Source organism: Rhodothermales bacterium, assembly GCA_017643395.1.
Lineage (GTDB): Bacteria > Bacteroidota > Rhodothermia > Rhodothermales > UBA10348 > JABDJZ01.
Map to the genome: position 1 here is coordinate 822177 of JAEPNP010000001.1, position 17714 is coordinate 839890.

Here is a 17714-nt window from a genome sequence, read left to right on the forward strand (position 1 = left end):
CCCTCCCAGCGCGCTCGCGCCCTCTGAGTTCCCCCAACGGAAGTATTCGGCCTATCTGCGCGGGCAGACGCCGTGCGCAGACAGGCGGGAATCCTATCTTTGCCGACTCGCCCCCACCCTTGCACATCCGGCACTGAATGGTCCAGACGCTTCTGTACACGGTCGGATTCGTGGTAATCTGCCTGGCTTCGCACCGCATCGGGCAGTTCTTCTCATGGATCCGCCTACCGTACATCACCGGATACCTGTTTGCCGGGGCGCTGGTGGCGTCATTCGGGCTGGATTTCATCCCTTCCGGCGCTGCTCAGGACCTTCGCTTCATTGACGAGCTTTCGCTGGCGGTCATCGCGTTCGTTGCAGGCAGCGAGCTCTACCTGAAAGACCTCCGAAGCCGGCTCGGAAGCATTCTCTGGACCACCGGCGGCATCCTGGTCGTGGCGCTGCTGCTTGGTGGTGTCGCCATTTACGTGCTCACCGAGTTCATTCCGTTCACCCGCGGAATGGAGCCGGCCAGCCGTCTTGCCGTCGCCCTGTTGGGCAGCACCGTCCTGCTTGCCCTCTCCCCCCCCTCGACGATCGCCGTGATAAAGGAGGCGCGCGCCCGCGGACCCTTCACCTCCACGACGTTGGGCGTGACGGTGCTGATGGACGTCGCCATCATCGTGCTGTTTGCCGTGAGCGCGTCCGTGGCAAGCGCACTGCTCCTGGATGTGTCCTTCAGCATCGGTTTCGTCGGGGTGCTCGTGCTGGACCTGACGCTGGCTATCGGGATCGGGCTTATAGTCGGCAAGCTTCTCCAGGCCCTACTGGCCGCCAGGTGGCACATCTGGCTCAAACAGGGCCTCGTCGTACTGATCGGCTGGAGCATCTTTCTGTTGGCCGGTCAGGTAAAGCAGTTCTCCGCGGCCCAGCTGCCGTTCGAGATCTACATCGAGCCGTTGCTGATTGCGTTGGTGGCGGGATTCCTGGTCGCCAACTACACGGCCCACCGGGCGCAGTTTGACGACCTGTTGCATGCCATCGGCCCCGCCGTCTACGTCGCCTTCTTTACGCTCACGGGGATCTCCCTGAAGCTGGACATCCTGATCACTGTGCTGCCCGTCGCAGGTGCCCTGTTTGTTGTGCGAGGGCTCGGCATCTTCATCGGCTCATTCGCAGGCGGCGCGCTGGCCGGTGTCTCGCCGCAGCACCGCAGGATCTCGTGGATGGCGTTCATCACGCAGGCCGGCATTGCGCTGGGCCTCGCCCGCGAGGTGGCCGTGCAGTTCCCGGCGCTGGGAGACGCGTTCGCCACCCTCATTATCTCGGTTGTGGTCCTGAACGAGATCTTCGGGCCGCTCTTCCTGAAAGCCGCGCTGAAGCGCGTCGGGGAAACCAACCTGCCCGAGGACGGCACACCAGATGAGGTTCGGGATGTGCTCATCCTCGGGATTGAAAGCCAGTCCATCGCCCTCGCGCGACAGCTCCAGGAGGAAGGCTGGCAGGTGGCACTGGCCGATCCCGACCCGGCCCAGATCAAGCGCCTGGAGGGCTCCGGCCTCACGGGCCATGTGCTCGACGAGGACGACCCGAATGCACTGAGTCAGCTGCTGTCGGGCGACACCGACTCGCTCGTAGCCATGCTGCGCAGCGACGAAGCCAACCTGGAGGCCTGCACCCAGGCGTTTGAGCGGTATGGCGTCGACCGCATGGTCGTTCGGCTGCAGGACATGAAGAACATGGGCCCCTTCCGGGAGATGGGCGTGCTCGTGGTCGATGCGACCTCTGCCCTGGTCAGCCTTATTGATCAGGCCGTGCGCGCGCCCCAGACGGCCGCTCTGCTCCTCCACCAGGGCGACGACCGGGAGGTCATCCAGATCACCCTCAGCCACGAGGAAATGAGCGGGGTTGAAGTGCGCGACCTGCGTCTCCCGGGCGATGTGCTTCTGCTGGGAATCCGTCGCAACCGTGCTTCGCTCGTACCACATGGCACGACCGTGCTGAAGCTGCGGGACGAAATCACGCTGCTCGGCAGTCGGGAAAGCCTCGACGCCGTGACTCTGCGACTCGGCTATTGATTAGCCGACTTCCTGGTCAATCTGGTTGACCAGCTCGCGAGGCAGTTGCAGACGGGCCGCAAGGGCCTCGAGATAAGCCACCTCTGCCGGGTGATCCACGTCTATGGCCATTCGAGACACCATGTAGAGCTCGGTGGCCTGCTCTACACCCGTTGCCAGCGCGGCCACATCGTTCAGCCCCGGCGGGTCTGAGAGCGCATCGAACACGAAGCCTTTTTCCAGAGCTTCCAGGTCCGACTCTCCGACGCGCTCGAATATCACGCGCTGCTCGTCCGGCCCGATGTGGCCGTCCGCATTCGCCGCAGAGATCATCGCCAGAACCAGTGCGAGTTCGAAGGGCTGCCCGTCCGCAGAAGGAGCGGCTGACGGCAGGAACCGGTCCTCCGGAATGTGGGGCGCCGACTGGTCGGTCTGGTAATTCTGGTAGGCACGATACGCCAATGCGCCCAACGCCGCCGCTCCGCCATACTTGGCGGCCTTGCGCGCCTTCTTGCGCACTTTTTTGCTGCCCATCATCAACCCCAGCATACCGCCCACGGCCAATCCGCCGGCTGCACCGCGTTTTGCGGCCCGGTTGGTGTCCGTTCCGGGGGTCGAAGCCCCCTCTCCAAGGAATTGATCCAGCAGCAGTTTGACGTCCATCGCAGTCGAGTCAGGTGAGGTAATTCTGCCTACGACGGCGGGCGCCGGGGTTGCATTATGAAGCCCGGATTCAAGAAGGTCAGTTGCCGAGGAGCCCGTCCAGCATTTCCACCAGTTCGTCCCGTGAATAGGAGAACTGATGGTTCTCGTTCAGCTGAACCATCTCCCGCATGATCTGCATGATGGTGATCTGCGCCTCTCGCTGGTTGGGCACCACCATATACCGTCTCTGGGGCGTGTCGGACGTCATGAAGTCCAGCGCGGCGAGCGCCACGTCATCGGGCTCCTGAAAGTTGGAGCGATCCCTGGGGCCGCCGAAGACCTCGTACATCGAACGGTCGTAGCGCGAGTTCTCCGCTGTGTAGCCCGCGGCTTCCATGCGCTCAACCATGGTTTGGATGATGCGAGACTTGTAGTTGCCCGGCTCCACGGCAGCGACGGACACGCCGAACACGCCCATCTCTGCGGCCAGGGCGTCCGTGTAGGCCTCGACCGCGTGCTTGCTCATGCTGTACGCGCCCAGGAAACCTCCCGACAGAATGCCGGAAATGGAGGACGTGTTCATGATGCGCCCCTCGCTTTCGATGATGAGGTCACCGAAGGCCTGTGTGACGCGGTAGGGCCCGAAGACGTTGACGTCCAGCTGGAAGTCCAGGTCTTCCTCGGGCATCTCGATAAGTGGGCCGACCACGGCCACCCCCGCATTGTTGATCAACCCGAACAGGCCTCGCCCCTCCGCACGCACACGATCAGCCGCAGCATCGATGTCCTCCTGGATCGTCACGTCCAATCGGATGGCCGTGACGTTCTCCATCGCATCGAGACGGTCCAGGTCCTCCTGTTTGCGCGCGCCGGCGTAGACGTGGAAGCCGTTCTCGGAGAGCACTTCCGTCATGCGAAGGCCGATGCCGGAGCTGGCGCCGGTAACAAGCACCGTCTGCTGAGCCTGAGCGGGGGTGAGCACGAAGAGGAAGGCGAGGCAGAGAATGGTCGTGCGCATCACGATGGGGTTTGATTTCGGGGCAATGGTACGGCCCGGAGCGGGGCGGCGCTTGTGGGGGGGCGCTGGGGGCTGGCGCGGCGTTGGGGGCTGGCGCGGCGTCGGGGGCCTGGCGTGGCGTCGGGGGCCTGGCGCGGCGCTGGCCGGGACGCGGCGTTGGCCGGGGCGCGGCGGCGGTGAAGGCCGCGGCGCGGCGCCTGGCTCGGCGCCTGCCGTGGGCGTGGCGGTGACGGCCGCGGCGCCGGGCGGGCCAAAACGCCGCCAAGCGCGCCCTGGCACCGCCCGAAACGGAATACGAGGGCCGTTTTCCACAGAACCCCCGAAAATTGCCGCTGCGGAGTGGAATACGGGCCCCGATTCGACACGCCCCCGCGCGGCAAACATTCCCCGTGTGGAATCGGCCGGCTGAATTCCACTCGACACCAATGAGAAGGGGCCGCCCCGGCCCTTGGCGCGGAGCGACCCCCTCATTTGACGGCCGGCGAGCCCTACTTCAGCAGAAGCATGGATCGAGTCTGGGCCACATCGCCCACCGAAAGGCGGTAGAGATACATGCCGCTCGTGACCGGCTCCCCGGACATCGCCCGTCCGTTCCACGAGGCCTGATGGCTGCCGGCCGGCAGCACGCCGGATGCCAGCATGGCCACACGGCGACCCATCACATCGAAGATCTCCAGCCGGACATCCGTGGTTTCCGCCAATTCAAACGCAATGGTCGTGGTCGGGTTGAACGGGTTCGGATAGTTGCCTTTCAAGGTGAATCGCTCGGGCAGTGACTCCGCGGAGGGCTCGGTCGACGTCGAGAAGTCGGCAGACTCCAGAATGGTCACGATCTCCGCCTCCAGACCCGAGTCTCCGCTTGAGGCCACGATTTCGAGCAACTGGCCTGGCTGCGCCTCCGAAGCCTCTACTGGCCGCCCGTCAGCGTTGAGAACCGACGTGGTCTCCGTCAGGGTGACGACCGCGCCGGCTATTGTGAGCGCATCGCCCAGACGGGAGGTAACCCGGCCGGTGACGTCACTCTCGGCACGCGCCTGGATCACAGATGCCACGACGCCCTGACTGAAGTCGCCCAGCACCCGCACGCGCATGCGGCTCTCGATGGTAATGGGCTGGCCTTCGCCATTCAGGAACTGGGTGGAATCGGTCAGTCCGACGCGGATACCAGACACGAACAGCGCGTCCCCGTCGATGAGCACAGTGCCGATCAGGGTATCGCGGGCATCATTCTGGTCCAGGATGCGGATGTGCTCCGCGTGTAGCCCGCCGTCTGGACTGTAGCGGAAACCCACGACAACCCGGGTGCCCGGCGCCGGAAGCGCATCCTGATTCTGGACACGGGTGCGATCATCGATGATGAAGGTGACTCCGGCCACGCTGAATCCGTCCCCTTCCGTGACGCCAGCCATCAGGCGACCTCGCACCGATATGGAGTCGTGCACCCGGATCTCAGTCGCAACGAGCGCATCGTCACGCACGACGCCATGGACCCGCACCGGCATGCCGACCTGCAGATCTGCGTACGTCATGGATTCGCCGGAGCGCGTGAATATCTCCGTGTCGTCTGTGACCTGAAACACCATCGATGCCACCGTAAGCGTGCGGGCATCTGGTCCGAGGGCCTCAATGCGACCGGAGACCGTCACGTGATCCGGGTCGTACTCGCGCACCCGGATTCGGAGGGCGATGAGCACATCGTCCCGCCCGGGCGTCGCAATGACCTGCACGAACAGCCCCGGTACAAGGTCTGCCAAGGTCACGGGCGTATTCCGATTGGCATGAATGCGGGTCGAATCGGTCACCAGGATCTCGGTGCCGTCTACCGTGATCGAGGAGTCTGAAACGGCCTCAATCGCACCGGTGATCTCGACCAAACGGCGATCATTTCCGTCACCGCGGTCCCCGATGCGGATGGGCTGGGTCAGTCGGCGTGTACGGTCCCCGGTCGTAACCTCAGCGATCACCAGCCAATGCGATGATCGAGTGAGTTCGGAGGCAGGAATCCGGGCTGCGAACCGACCGTCCGCCACCTCCGGGGTGAGTGAAATGGCGTCGCCGGCGCCACGCGGGGCGAGGGCGAGCGCGACCGCATCGGCGTTCTGCGTGATCACGCGGATATATATGGTGTCGGCAGCCGTGAAGGAGCGGGTCAGCTCCGTGAATGCCGGATCGCTGGAGGTTTCCAGGTCGGCGTGGATGCGTTGTGCGACGGCCTCCGCGGGCGCCAGTAACAGGGCGACCAGCAGCAGGCTCAGTACGGTAGACAGGCGCATGGCTGATAGTAGAATTAGGTTGAACTCTCAGCGCCCGAGGGGAGAGGCGTTGGCCGGCCGGAATTGTTGGGGCCGGTCGACTTGCTTACACGGAAGGTAGGGAGGTACCCCCAAGCCTTGCCCCATCCCGCGCGCGCCACGTAATTGTGGGGATCCACACCCCTGACTGCCATGCGCCGCTTCCTCCCTCTCGTCCTCCTCGCTTCGGTAACCTTCGCCGCGACCGCGCAGCAGCGCGCCATGACGTTCATGGACGTGCAGGAGCTGAAGCGCGCTGGCTCGTTCACGCCGTCACCGGATGGCGCCTGGATGTTGTACACGTTGTCCACCCCGAACTGGAAGGAGGACGAGCGACAAACTGACGTCCACCTGGTCTCGATGGCCGAGGGCGTGCAGTCGGATCGGCAGCTCACCTTCACGACCGAGCACGACGAAACCTCCCCCGGCTGGACACCAGACGGCACCGGCGTGCTATTCCTGTCCGACCGCGAAGACTCCGGTCGACAGCTCTTCCTGCTTCGCCTTGCGGGTGGTGAGGGACAGCGATTCACTGAGGTCGAGGGCGGCGTGTCCGACTACGCCTTCAGCCCGGACGGTATGTGGCTCGCCTTCCGCGCGGGGGAAGCCGAATCGCGGCAGATCCATGTGCTGCCGACGGCCGGCTTGACCACAGAAGAGCCCATCGCCCTTACGGACGGAGAGGCCCCCGCCGGCAGCTGGGAGTGGGCCCCCTCGTCTGACCGCATCTATTTCATCCGGGATGACGAGGTCGACGATGCTGACCGCAAACGCCGGAAAATGGGGTTCACGGTCGACGTCCGGAATCAGGTGACACCCGCATCCAGCCTGTGGTCCGTGGATCTGTCCGGCAGTGCCACCCACCTGGCCGGCCGGAATGGCGAGTATAGCGTGGAAGGCTTCACGCTCTCTGATGACGGGGCCTGGATTGGCATTCGGGGCGGCTCGCTTGAGCGCTACGAACGCAATATCACAGGTCAGTTTCTGTACGCCGACGCGTGGCTGATGGAGGTTGCCACGGGCAACGTGGAGCGCCTCACCGACAACTTCGAGGTGTCCGAGAGCGGGCTGATGTTCTCCCCGGACGGCCGCTGGGTGGCCTTCAGCGCACCCGATGACCTGACGCGCTACACCATGACCGAAAACCGGCTGTACGTGCGTGAAGTGGGCGATGCGGGAGGCGCGTTCCGCAAGCTCGGAAGCGACTTCGACAACAGCGTGCGCGGCGGATTCTGGTCAGAAGACGGATCGACAATGTACTTCACGGCGGGTGTCAAGGTGACGAACCAGCTGCACGCCATCGACATCGCGACTGGCCGCGTGCAGCAGGTCACCAACGTGCGGGGATCGCTCTTCACCTCGCGGGATGAAGACTCGGGGCGGCTGATGCTGAACTACGCCGACCCGGAGACTCCCTCGGGGCCGTTCACGGTCGCGTCCCTGGACGACATCACGAACCAGGACACCTGGATTCAGCTCGTGGAACCCAACCCGCAGCTGGACCACATCGCCCGGGGACACATGGTGGAAGTGGAGTGGACCTCATCGGACGGCAAGACGGTGGGCGGCGTGCTCACGTATCCGGTGGGCTACCAGGAGGGCACGCGGTATCCGCTCGTGGTCGACATTCATGGCGGCCCTGCCTCGGCGGACCTGCTCCGGTTCGACAACAACGCCAACGTGTACGCCGGTGCTGGATATGTGCATTTCCAGCCGAACTATCGCGGTTCTCGGAACTACGGCAATGCCCATCGCACGGACATCGTGGGGGACTACTTCACGATGGGGTACGAGGACATCATGTCAGGTGTGGACCACCTGATCGATGAGGGGATTGTCGATGGGGACCGCATGGGTGCGTTCGGGTGGAGTGCTGGAGGTCACTGGTCCAACTGGATTCTAACGCAGACGGACCGGTTCAAGGCCATCTCATCGGGGGCCGGCACCATGAACTGGATTTCGATGTACGCCCAGAGTGATGTGCAGCGGAACCGGCGGTTCTACATCGGGGACGATTTCCTGTACGAGAACTTTGAACCGTACTGGGATCAGAGCCCGCTCAAGTACATCGCCAATGCGAAGACGCCGACCATGGTACACGTGGTCGAGGGTGACCCGCGCGTGCCGAGCCCACAGTCGGTGGAGCTGCACATGGCGCTGAAGAAGCTCGGTGTGCCGACGGAGCTCTTCATGTATCCCGGCCGCAGCCACGGCATTCCGGACGCACGTAATCGACTGGTGAAGTCGGTGAGCGAGATGGCCTGGATGGACTACTACGTGCGCGGGATCGGCGAGAAGTTCGAGTGGGAGATGGTGCTGGAGACGCTGGAGGAGGAGGCCGGCGCGGAAGAGGAGGTGGAGCCGGAGCCTGCTACGTCTGGGTCTTAGGGACGGCCTGTCAGCGGTACACGTATTTTCGGGGGCCGACCCTGATGATGACGATCGACACCACGTCGTCATCTACGGTGTAGAGGATTCGGTAGCGTCCCTGCCGAACCCGCCAGGCCTGATGCCCGACAAGTTTCCTGCATCCGGGCGGTCTCGGGTCGTGGGCCAGCGCCTGTATGCGTCGCATGACGAGCGCCCGGTCATGCTTGGTTGGCAGGGCACGAATCTCCCGGGCCGCCTTGGCCGTGATCTCGATCCTGTAGACGCGACGCTCGGCCACTAGATCTCGCCGGCTGACCTCATCTGCTCCAGCAGGGCTTCGTATGGGATCGTCGGCTCGCTGACGCGATCCCGGAGCGCAGCCAGATCCTCGGCGTCCTCGCGCAGGTACTCGCGCAGGGCTTCGTCGACGAGGTCCGAAACGGAGCGCTGAGTTTCGACGGCTTTCAGTCGGAGTACACGGTGTACTTCCGGATCGAAATAGACTGTGACTCTCTTGTCTTTGGACATGACGTCATAACGTTGTAACGTCAATGCGAACGAACGGGTCCGTTGACCGGTTCCGTCGGGCTCACACGGCTCGCGAGCGGTGACAACAGGTCGGGGCCTCTTCGCTGGCTAGTTCGCCAGCACCCCCACCAGCGCATTCCGCAGATTCGCCCGCCGTCCGGCCAGCAGATTCCAGCTGTTGATCACCGCGACCGTGTCGTAGTCGGGCAGCACCAGCAGGTACTGGTCTCCAAAGCCCTGCCCCGCCCAGACTTCAACTCCGCCGGGATCGGGGCGCCACCACTGGTAGCCGTACCCGGGACTCTCGACGTGCTTTGAGGTAGCCTCCTGGACCCAGCCTTCCGGCAGCAAACGTTGCCCCTCCCAGACCCCGTCGCGCAGATACAGCATGCCGATTTTCGCGAGGTCGATGGCCTCCAAATAGAGCCCACCGAGCGCGTCCGGAAGCCCGGCCGGCGTGATCTTCCAGTGGTAGTCCTCAATGCCCAGCGGCCCGAACAGGTGCTCCTCCGCATAGGCGTCCATGCGCTGGCCAGTGGCCTGCTGCACGATGGCCGCCATCAGGTGACTGCCGCCTGAATTGTAAACCCACTTCTCCCCCGGAGCCGCGTCCATCGGCTGCGCCAGCGTGAAGCGCACCCAGTCATCCGCCCGCTCCAGAGCGATGGTCGTATTGGTCATGTCCATCGGGCGATCTGTTTCGTGCCACTCGATACCGGTGCGCATGGTGAGCAGGTCCTCGAGCGTGGCGTCCTGCAGGCGGGGATCGAGGCCGGTCAGGTCGTACGCCGTGAGGTAGGCGAGCAGCGGTTCATCCACTGAGCCGATCGCACCATTGTGCATGGCCGTGGCCAGCACCGTGGCCGCGACGGACTTGGTCACGGACTGCAGCGTGTGCACGTCCGTGCCCTGATGAAACGGATGCCAGTCCGGATGCAGGTAGTTGAACTGGTGGTCCCAGGACGGGTCCTGGCACCCATATCCACAGCCGATGGCGTTCTCGCGGCCCGCACTGATCGCTTCGAAGTCCTGCGGGTACGTGGCATTGAAGACCAACAGGCCGTTTCGCATTACCACCACGCGGTTGACGAAGCCGAAGTCTCCCGCTTTGATGCGGAGGTCCAGGGTTTCGAGGGCGATGGGGTCCAGCCCTTCCGAAGCGGGCGTGCCGGCCGGCCAGGGCTGGGAGATGGCGGGGGCAGCCGCCGCGAGGAGCGCGGCCAGAAGGAGGCAGATTCGCATGGCGTGGCTGAGGGCCTATCGCACAATCGTCACAGGTCGTGTCTCGACGCGGTGGTTCAGTTGCACCCGCACAAAGTACAGTCCCGGGGTGAGGCCGGAGGTTGATAGCCTTTGCGTGTCCCCGATGCCCGTGCGAACCAGCCGGCCGGTGACGTCGAAAAGGTGCACCTCCGCCGATTCCGGCAACTGGATGTGAAGAGCCTCGCCAGCGGCGACCGGGTTGGGAAAGAGCTCGAGGCCGCGGGCATGCTCAGGAGAGGGCTCTACCGAGACCACGGCGCCATACCCGTAGGTGGTCACGCGGGTCAGCTGCCACACCGAACCCGTCCACGATCCCGACTTTTGTTCGATCAGCAAGCCCTCGCCATCGTAGGTCCAGTTGACGCGTGACGTCGTGCCCCACCCGCCCGACTGCCATCGCTGGACTTCCTGTCTATCCTGGCCCCACAGGCCATATGTGTTGACAATCCGACTGACGTTCAACCAATCCGAATCCACACGAGACTGCGTGACGGAGCCCAGCCATTGCCCGTCAGCGTCGCGCGTCGTCAGCTGCCGCCGGGTGGGCACCCACGTTCCGTCGGTCCAGTCGTGCCAGATGTGTTCCGACTCAGTGACCCCGGTGCCCGTTTCGTTGAAGGTTTCCCATCGCCGGTTTTGCCACGCTCCGTCCGCCCAGTCCTGGCGAAGCCAGGTCAGCTGTTGTCCTGAGTCGTTGTACTCACGGACCTCCCTGCGAACGGGGTCCCAGCCGGCGTTCCAGGTCAACCAGAGGTACTCCCGCGTATTGGCGGCATAGGCCACCGTAGAGCGTGAGCTGGGGAGGTGGTGCCGGCAAAACGGGCATACACCAAACTGCCAGCCGCCATCGATCCAGTACTCGCGTGCGTACTCGATCGGACGGCCCTCCGCGTCGTAAGCGGACAGCTCCCGGTAGAGCTTGTCGTACGCGGTGCCGTTCCAGGATTCGGCGGTTTGGGAGACTCGGCGACCCTCGGCATCATACTCGTAGGAATACCGCCTCGTGATCTTCCATTCGCTTCCCGTCCAGTACGTGTGCACCGTCGCGGCGATCAGGCCGTCATCGCCGAAGTGGGAGTGGTTGCGATTCACCGGCCACCAGTCGTTGTCCACCCAATCGTAGAAGGTCGCGACACGTGAGCCATTACTCGCATCGCCTTGCAGGGTGGTGCGCGACCTGGAGGACAGCACACCGTCCGTGTAGGAGTCGTCGATGCGCTCGGTGTACTGCGCACTCGAGAGTCTCGCGCTAAAGAGTAGTAGTGCTATCCCGAGCAGGCGAGGTATCAATCGGCGGACCTTCATGCGCTCAAATCTATCCCTCAAGGTCGAGTGTCACTCCCCGCTCGCAATCTCCCTGCTTCCGTCCGGGCGCCCACTAGGGCAAAAGCGACTCTCGCAGTCGTCTGATATCGCCATACGTGGTCCTGCAGCAGCCTCCGATACAATTGGCTCCTGCCTGGCGCAGCATGGCGGGCCCGATGCCCGCTCCAGCACCCGACCACGACTTGGACCGGGCATCATAGCGCTCTCCTGAGTTCGGGTAGAGGACGATGGGCAGGTCGACTAACCCAGCGAGCTGCTCGGCCAGAGGCACCGCAAGGGACGGCGCGAAGCAGTTGGCCCCGATGGCGGCAATGCGCCGGTGCTCGTGCACAGCGCCAACGGCCTCTGCCAGCGGCGTGCCGTCCGCAAGGTGCTCGGCGTCCCTGACGCTGAAGCTGATCCACGCCCAGACTCCCGGCGACTCGTCCAGAAGATCGAGCAACGCCTGCGTTTCCGCGAGAGACGGAATGGTCTCAAACGCGAGCAGGTCGGCTCCAGACTCAGCCAGAATCTGAACCCGCTCCTGGTGGAATGACTTGAGCTCGCCGGCGGTCAGACCGTACGCGCCGGTGTACTCAGATCCATCCGAGAGAAACGCACCATACGGCCCAATGCTGGCTGCTACGAGCGCCCTGCGCGCCGTGAACCCATCCCGAACCTCCAGGGCCAGCGAGACCGCATCGCCCATGACGCGGCGGGCCTCCGCCTCCGAAAGCCCGGCCCGAACCAGCCCCGGCACAGTGGCCTGATACGTGCATGTGCCGATGACGTCCGCGCCGGCCTCCAGGAACTGCTCATGCACCCGCCGCAGCGGCGCCATGTCTCCCAGCAGCACCTTCGCCGACCACAGCGGGTCGTTGATGTCCACGCCCTCCGCCTCCAGGCTCGTGCCCAGGCCTCCGTCGAGCACGACAAAGCCCTGGGCATCCAGAAACGGTTGGAGCGGGTTGCTCACATCGGCCGGTGTTATTCCCCCTGTCCCAGCGAGTAGGCGCGCTCGCCGTCGAACGTGTAGAGGTGCTCCGTCTTGATGACGTCGAAGCCTCCCGCGTGCACGGCGCTGAGCAGCGTCAGCACCTCGTCAAACGTGACTGTGTCGGCGGTTGTCGGCAGAAAACGGCATCGCCAGTGATCCGTCCAGAACGTCTCCGGCATGCCATCCGGATACACCTTAACGCCCCGGTTGGTGATCATCTTGAGCTTCCAGCCGGCGTCCTTGACCGCGGCTTCCAGGCCCTCGCCCAGCACGTCGGGATTGCGGTCGGCGTCTGCCCAATCCAGGAAAACGTCGATGCCCTTGAGCTCCTTGTTCTGCTTCGGCGTCTCCGACAGACGCACCTTGATGCCACCCTTCTTGTAGCTCGCCGAACGCAGTTTTTTGGGCTTCTCGCCCAGATTTGCAATGACGGCATCTGTGAAAGACTGCGTGCCCACGTCGCGCTTGCTGACACCCTCGCGGTAGATGTCGGGCGTGTGGATGCCCTGCTCAATGGTGGTCAGCCAGGCGTTGTTGATGACCTCGGCGAGGTCCGAGTGGCCGAGATGAACCAGCATCTGCACCGCGCCGAACAGCAGGCCCGACGGGTTCGCCACATCCTTTCCGGCGATGTCTGGAGCCGAGCCGTGCACGGCCTCGAACATGGCGACGGTCTCGCCCACGTTGGAAGAGCCCGCCAGGCCAACTGAACCGGCAACCTGGGAGGCGATATCGGACAGGATGTCCCCGTACAGGTTGGCCGTCACGATCACATCAAACTGCTCCGGCATGGCCGCCACGCGCGCCGCCCCGATGTCGATGATCTGGTGCTCGCTCTCAATATCCGGATACTCCTCAGCGATCTCCGCAAACACCCGCTGGAAGAGCCCATCGGTGTGTTTCATGATGTTGTTCTTGGTCATGCAAGTGACCTTCTCGCGCCCATACGCGCGGGCGTATTCGAACGCATAACGAACGATGCGCTCCGTGCCCGGCCGCGTGATCAGCTTCAGTACTTGGGTGACCTCGGGCGTCTGCTGATGCTCGATGCCCGCGTAGAGATCTTCCTCGTTCTCGCGGATGATGACGAGGTCCATGCCCGGATGCGGCGACGCCACATAGGGCGCATAGGACTTGGTCGGCCGCACGTTGGCGAAAAGACTCAGCGTCTTACGGATGGTGACATTGAGGCTCTTGTAACCGCCGCCCAGCGGGGTCGTGATCGGCGCCTTGAGGAAGACCGGGTTGCGACGGATGGTATCCCACGCCTCGGGCTTGATGCCGCTGGTGTGGCCGGCCTCAAACACCTTCTTGCCGACCTCGATGGTCTCGTAACGCAGGGGTGCCCTGACCGCGTCCAGCACACGCAGCGTGGCGTCCATGATCTCCGGGCCGATGCCGTCTCCGGCGGCTACGGTGACGCCAGTATCCACCGGACGGCCGTTGGATTCGGTTTCGGAAACAGGATTGGCGAGCGACGACGACATGGAAATCTCGGGTGGCTGATCAGAGTCCACCCCCGACCCCTCTGGCGCGGCGGTGGTTCCCCGGGGACTATCGCCCGGACCGCTATTGAGCCGTTCTTGACTGAACCGTTGCGGCTCGGAGTCCTAGTTGCCACCTCTGGCCCCGGAGCGCTCCTTCAGCAGTCGAATTGCCGCCTCCAGCTCCGGGTCCCGGCCCGCAATCACTGTCTCGGCGTCTTCAGGGACCAGGAGGTCGGGCTCAACGCCGCGGTCAGGTCCGGAAACCGCCGGCCTGGATCCATAGAGGGGCACGTCCACGACGATGCCGGTGTTTGGCAGCGTCAGAAAGACCATCTGGCCTCCGTTGAGGCCCTTGAGACTGCCTCCCGTGGTCTGCCCCACCAGGGGTGCGATCTGGTTTTCCTTGATATAGTTGGCCTGATAGAAGGTGGCCGATGAGGCTGTGGCGTCCACGAGGATGGCGACCTCCCCCACGAACGCGTCGGGCGCGGGACGCAGCGTCACAGGCGGGTTGGCAGGCAAGCGATACGTGCCGTCCGTGTCCTGTGTCACCCTGCCGGTCAGGTCATGAAAATCGTTGTTCCACGACCGGACGTACGGCCGCAGCTCGGCCGGAAGCACCTGGTAGGCCGTGACGCCCTGCCACCGCTCCAGAGTTACCGGAGACTGCAGCACGTGGCGCAGGAGATAGGCGGCCGCATTGTCCATGCCGCCTGCCACATCGCGCAGATCCAGAATCAAACGTTCCGCTCCACGTGCGTTGATCTCACGAAAGGCGTTCGACACCCAGCCGTTGAAGTCGATGCTCATGTTGAACGTGGCAAAGGAGCCGACATAGACCACCGCAGTACCGTCATCCAACCAGTAGCTTCGAAGCAGGTCGTCCCGAGTCTTGGGAAGCGACGGATCTCTTTGCTGCAGGACGGCGCGTCGATCGGCGGCGGTCATTCTGTTCACCTCGAGAGCGGCTTCCGCCTGTCCCGGTCTCCGCACGGTCAATGCCAGCGGACCTTCCGGCTCGAACAACAGACTGTAGATCACATCGAACCGCTGGGCAGGCGCGGGCATTGCCGAGACCTCCAATTGCTCGATGCGCTTGGCGTCATTGCTCCCGTCGGCCGAGGCGTAGCGGCGGAGCGCCTCCAGCACGGTCGATACGGGCCGGCCGTCGAGGGCCAGCACCTCCGTCCCCCTGGGAAGCACGTTGCCGGGTGTGGCGTCCCCTGTTACAATCATGCGGCCTTGCACGATGCGAAATGTGAAAGGCACCCTGTCCGGAGTCGAATAGAACAGGCTGCTCAGGTAGCCACCCTGGTTGTACATCGACACCTGTGTATGGCCGTCCCGGATCGCGGCCACGGATTTGGCGATGGTCAGATAGGCCCTGGACAGCGGCACGCCGTCCTGAAATTCAGTCGCCAGTCGGCTGAGTTCCTCGCGCAGCTCCGTCTGTATGCGAGCGGATTGCTCGGGGGTATTGTGCAGCAAAAGGCCCGGGTGAATTGCGTTCAGTGTGCTCCACAGCACGGCCGCGTCCTCCTGCAGCGCATCCAGCGAAAGGCGGATTTCGGGCAGACCCGTTTGCGCAGCGCCAAACACCCGGCGGTCCTCATCCATGAGGCCCGGCAGCAGCAGCCGGTTGTCGCCTGGCTCCCACTCAACCGAGCCGTCGTCTCGGATCAGGACCGCCTTGTACTGGACCGACTCGACCCCGTCCTCGAACTCCAGGGCAAGGATGTGCGTGCCGCCGACAGCCTGCATGGGAAGGCCAGCATCCCAGGACAAGGGGGCCGTATCTCCCCTGAGTTCCAGCCGGGCGCCGATGGGCACTTCCGCAAGAATGTGGACTGTCACGCTTTGAGCGACGGCAGGGGAGTGCAGAAACGCAGCCAGAATCAGGAGCAGTAACGACTTGGGCATGCAGCTGGAGGGATAAGTTGCTCCAACTTCTACTGCTCTGGTCCGTTGGGGATACGCCGCTTGTCGGAAGGCCGGGGCACGGTGGTTTCGCAGTGCGTTGATTGCAATCGTCGGAACGAAAGCGTTGCAATCGTCGGAATGAAATCGTTGCATTGTCCGGAACGCTTCCCCGATCGTGTCGATCTACCCGCAGTCAATCGTATGGATCTAGCTGAACTCGAAGTCCACCACAACACGGCCAAAACCCGCTTCGAAATCGACCTCGGCGGCCCCGTGGCCATCGCCGACTACATCCGCGCGGGAGACAGGGTGTCATTCCACCATACACTCGTGCCCTACGCGTTCCGGGGGAAGGGGATTGCCGGCCGGCTGGTGAAGACAGCGCTGGACTGGGCACGGGAGGAGGGTCTCAAGGTCCGGCCCCAGTGCTGGTATGTGGCGCAGTGGATCGATCGGAATCCGGAGTACGCGGACCTGGTGGAAGGACGCTGACTGTTACGCCACGGCCCACCACGGAGTAGCGAGTATTCGGGGCGTCAGCCAACGCGTCTCCGAGCCGGCGTGAAGCAGGAGGGCTGACCGGCAGAGCTTTCCGTACTCATCCAGAAACGCGTTCAATCCCCTGCAATGCCCCAGCCGCGGTTTTGCCGTGGCCTTAACCTCTATGGGCATCAGCCTGCCGTCTAAGCCTTCGATTACGAAGTCCACTTCCTGGCCGGTCGTGGTCCTCCAGTAGTACAGCTGGTTGATCTGATTGTAGCAGTCCTGACTGGTGAGGAGGTCCAGGAGGATCAGGTTCTCGAGGTGGGCACCGGTGGGGTCCGGGGAGCCAGACATATGCAAGCCGAGACCCGTATCTCCCCAGTAGATGCGCGGCGACTTGATGAGTCGCTTTCCTCGATTGGCAGTGTACGCGGGGAGCCTGACCAGCATGTAGCTGGTTTCCAGTAGGTTCAGATATCGATGCACAGTCGGCTGCGCCATGCCCAGATCCCGTGCCAGATTGCTTTGATTCTGGATCTGTCCCGTCCGCGCAGCGACCAGGCGCATGAGGCGCCGGAAGTCGACGAGTGATGAGATGGACGACAAGTCCTGCAGGTCCCGCTCCAGGTAGGTACGTATGTAGCCCTGGTACCAGGGTGATGCGGCGCCATGCTCCTCAGACCCAAGAGCGGGCGTAGGGAAGCCCCCGCGCCGGGCTACGGCTGCCCAACGCGCAGCGGGCCGAGCGGAATCCTGGATGACCGCTTGCCACTCCCTGTCTTCCACTTGTTGGAGTTGCGTCCACAAGCTTGGGGGCAGCCCCGACAGCTCTCCCCTGGTACATGGCCGCAGCGTCAGATAGCTCGCCCTGCCGGCAAGGGGTTCTGACACACGCTGCATCAAGAGCAGATTGGCCGAGCCCGTGAGAAGGAAACGTCCGGCTACTCGATCCGCGTCTACACTACGCTTCACCGACAGCAGCAGCTCCGGCATACGCTGAACCTCATCGATCGTAACAGGGCGGTCTCCTATGAGCCCTCCCGGGTTCGATCCAACGAGTTCCAGCGCGTCGAGGTCGTCGAGTGTGTGGTAGATCCGGTCCTGGTGCAACAGGAACTGGGCAAGCGTGCTTTTTCCGGTTTGACGTGCCCCGGTCATAACCACAACCGGCATTGATCTGAGGTGCCGGTCCAGGACCGAGGTCAGGTGGCGAGATATCAGGTCATGAGGATTATTCACGCCATGAATGATAATCATTCATGCGAATGAATAGCTCTTCGGTAAGGCTTGACCGTGGCCTATCTACGCAACTCTTCCAAACTTACATCGTAAGTCTGCTCAGAAACCCTCCACAACAACCACTGGGCAGTC

14 protein-coding genes are annotated in these 17714 nt (G+C 63.6%); 3 read left to right on the forward strand and 11 right to left on the reverse strand.

Annotated features, from left to right (window positions below; translation table 11 throughout):
- The first annotated feature begins 137 nt into the window (after positions 1–137).
- Entirely contained in the window at positions 138–2057 is a 1920-nt protein-coding gene (locus tag JJ896_03240; protein ID MBO6778648.1) for a cation:proton antiporter, read from the forward strand.
- On the opposite strand, the gene JJ896_03245 is transcribed toward JJ896_03240, so the two are convergent.
- The 3 genes from JJ896_03245 to JJ896_03255 form a co-directional block, all read right to left on the reverse strand.
- Positions 2058–2699, reverse strand: a complete 642-nt coding sequence (locus tag JJ896_03245; GenBank protein MBO6778649.1) for a tellurite resistance TerB family protein — start codon at positions 2697–2699, stop codon at positions 2058–2060.
- A 79-nt stretch (positions 2700–2778) separates the two neighbouring features.
- Complete coding sequence (locus JJ896_03250) at positions 2779–3699, reverse strand: SDR family oxidoreductase (GenBank protein ID MBO6778650.1); 921 nt, start codon at positions 3697–3699, stop codon at positions 2779–2781.
- Positions 3700–4187: 488 nt separating this feature from the next.
- Positions 4188–5972: a T9SS type A sorting domain-containing protein gene (locus JJ896_03255; GenBank protein ID MBO6778651.1), complete on the reverse strand. Its 1785-nt coding sequence runs from the start codon at positions 5970–5972 to the stop codon at positions 4188–4190.
- A gap of 171 nt (positions 5973–6143) precedes the next feature.
- Between JJ896_03255 and JJ896_03260 the strand changes: the two genes are divergently transcribed.
- Positions 6144–8378: a S9 family peptidase gene (locus JJ896_03260; GenBank protein MBO6778652.1), complete on the forward strand. Its 2235-nt coding sequence runs from the start codon at positions 6144–6146 to the stop codon at positions 8376–8378.
- 10 nt (positions 8379–8388) lie between these two features.
- Here the strand turns inward: JJ896_03260 and JJ896_03265 are convergent, their stop codons facing one another.
- From JJ896_03265 to JJ896_03295, 7 genes are all read right to left on the reverse strand, one after another.
- Positions 8389–8658, reverse strand: a complete 270-nt coding sequence (locus JJ896_03265; GenBank protein MBO6778653.1) for a type II toxin-antitoxin system RelE/ParE family toxin — start codon at positions 8656–8658, stop codon at positions 8389–8391.
- Positions 8658–8888 (reverse strand): hypothetical protein, encoded by a 231-nt coding sequence (locus JJ896_03270; protein ID MBO6778654.1) that lies wholly within the window; start codon positions 8886–8888, stop codon positions 8658–8660. Before JJ896_03270 ends, JJ896_03265 begins: the two co-directional genes overlap by 1 nt.
- 108 nt (positions 8889–8996) lie before the next feature.
- Complete coding sequence (locus JJ896_03275) at positions 8997–10130, reverse strand: serine hydrolase (GenBank protein ID MBO6778655.1); 1134 nt, start codon at positions 10128–10130, stop codon at positions 8997–8999.
- Positions 10131–10145: 15 nt separating this feature from the next.
- Entirely contained in the window at positions 10146–11456 is a 1311-nt protein-coding gene (locus JJ896_03280) for a T9SS type A sorting domain-containing protein (GenBank protein ID MBO6778656.1), read from the reverse strand.
- A 73-nt stretch (positions 11457–11529) separates the two neighbouring features.
- Positions 11530–12432 carry a homocysteine S-methyltransferase gene (gene mmuM / locus JJ896_03285; protein MBO6778657.1) on the reverse strand — a complete coding sequence of 301 codons (903 nt, stop codon included), beginning with the start codon at positions 12430–12432 and terminating at the stop codon, positions 11530–11532.
- An 11-nt stretch (positions 12433–12443) separates the two neighbouring features.
- Positions 12444–13940, reverse strand: coding sequence for an NADP-dependent isocitrate dehydrogenase (locus tag JJ896_03290; GenBank protein MBO6778658.1), 1497 nt, complete (start codon positions 13938–13940; stop codon positions 12444–12446).
- A 123-nt stretch (positions 13941–14063) separates the two neighbouring features.
- Positions 14064–15860: a hypothetical protein gene (locus tag JJ896_03295; GenBank protein ID MBO6778659.1), complete on the reverse strand. Its 1797-nt coding sequence runs from the start codon at positions 15858–15860 to the stop codon at positions 14064–14066.
- 201 nt (positions 15861–16061) lie between these two features.
- On the opposite strand from JJ896_03295, the gene JJ896_03300 reads away from it, so the two are divergent.
- Positions 16062–16352 carry an N-acetyltransferase gene (locus JJ896_03300; protein MBO6778660.1) on the forward strand — a complete coding sequence of 97 codons (291 nt, stop codon included), beginning with the start codon at positions 16062–16064 and terminating at the stop codon, positions 16350–16352.
- Between the two features lie 3 nt (positions 16353–16355).
- Here JJ896_03300 and JJ896_03305 read toward each other — a convergent pair whose 3' ends face one another.
- A complete protein-coding gene (locus tag JJ896_03305; protein MBO6778661.1) occupies positions 16356–17600 on the reverse strand; it encodes an ATP-binding protein in 1245 nt (414 codons plus the stop codon).
- Between the last annotated feature and the right edge of the window lie 114 nt (positions 17601–17714).

Bases quoted from the DNA above. Each gene is read 5' to 3' on its own strand.
- JJ896_03270 (MBO6778654.1), bottom strand. From the start codon at position 8,888: ATGTCCAAAGACAAGAGAGTCACAGTCTATTTCGATCCGGAAGTACAC.
- JJ896_03275 (MBO6778655.1), bottom strand. From the start codon at position 10,130: ATGCGAATCTGCCTCCTTCTGGCCGCGCTCCTCGCGGCGGCTGCCCCC.
- JJ896_03305 (MBO6778661.1), bottom strand. From the start codon at position 17,600: ATGATTATCATTCATGGCGTGAATAATCCTCATGACCTGATATCTCGC.
- JJ896_03245 (MBO6778649.1), bottom strand. From the start codon at position 2,699: ATGGACGTCAAACTGCTGCTGGATCAATTCCTTGGAGAGGGGGCTTCG.
- JJ896_03280 (MBO6778656.1), bottom strand. From the start codon at position 11,456: ATGAAGGTCCGCCGATTGATACCTCGCCTGCTCGGGATAGCACTACTA.
- JJ896_03300 (MBO6778660.1), top strand. From the start codon at position 16,062: ATGGATCTAGCTGAACTCGAAGTCCACCACAACACGGCCAAAACCCGC.
- JJ896_03290 (MBO6778658.1), bottom strand. From the start codon at position 13,940: ATGTCGTCGTCGCTCGCCAATCCTGTTTCCGAAACCGAATCCAACGGC.
- JJ896_03250 (MBO6778650.1), bottom strand. From the start codon at position 3,699: ATGCGCACGACCATTCTCTGCCTCGCCTTCCTCTTCGTGCTCACCCCC.
- JJ896_03255 (MBO6778651.1), bottom strand. From the start codon at position 5,972: ATGCGCCTGTCTACCGTACTGAGCCTGCTGCTGGTCGCCCTGTTACTG.
- JJ896_03240 (MBO6778648.1), top strand. From the start codon at position 138: ATGGTCCAGACGCTTCTGTACACGGTCGGATTCGTGGTAATCTGCCTG.
- JJ896_03260 (MBO6778652.1), top strand. From the start codon at position 6,144: ATGCGCCGCTTCCTCCCTCTCGTCCTCCTCGCTTCGGTAACCTTCGCC.
- JJ896_03295 (MBO6778659.1), bottom strand. From the start codon at position 15,860: ATGCCCAAGTCGTTACTGCTCCTGATTCTGGCTGCGTTTCTGCACTCC.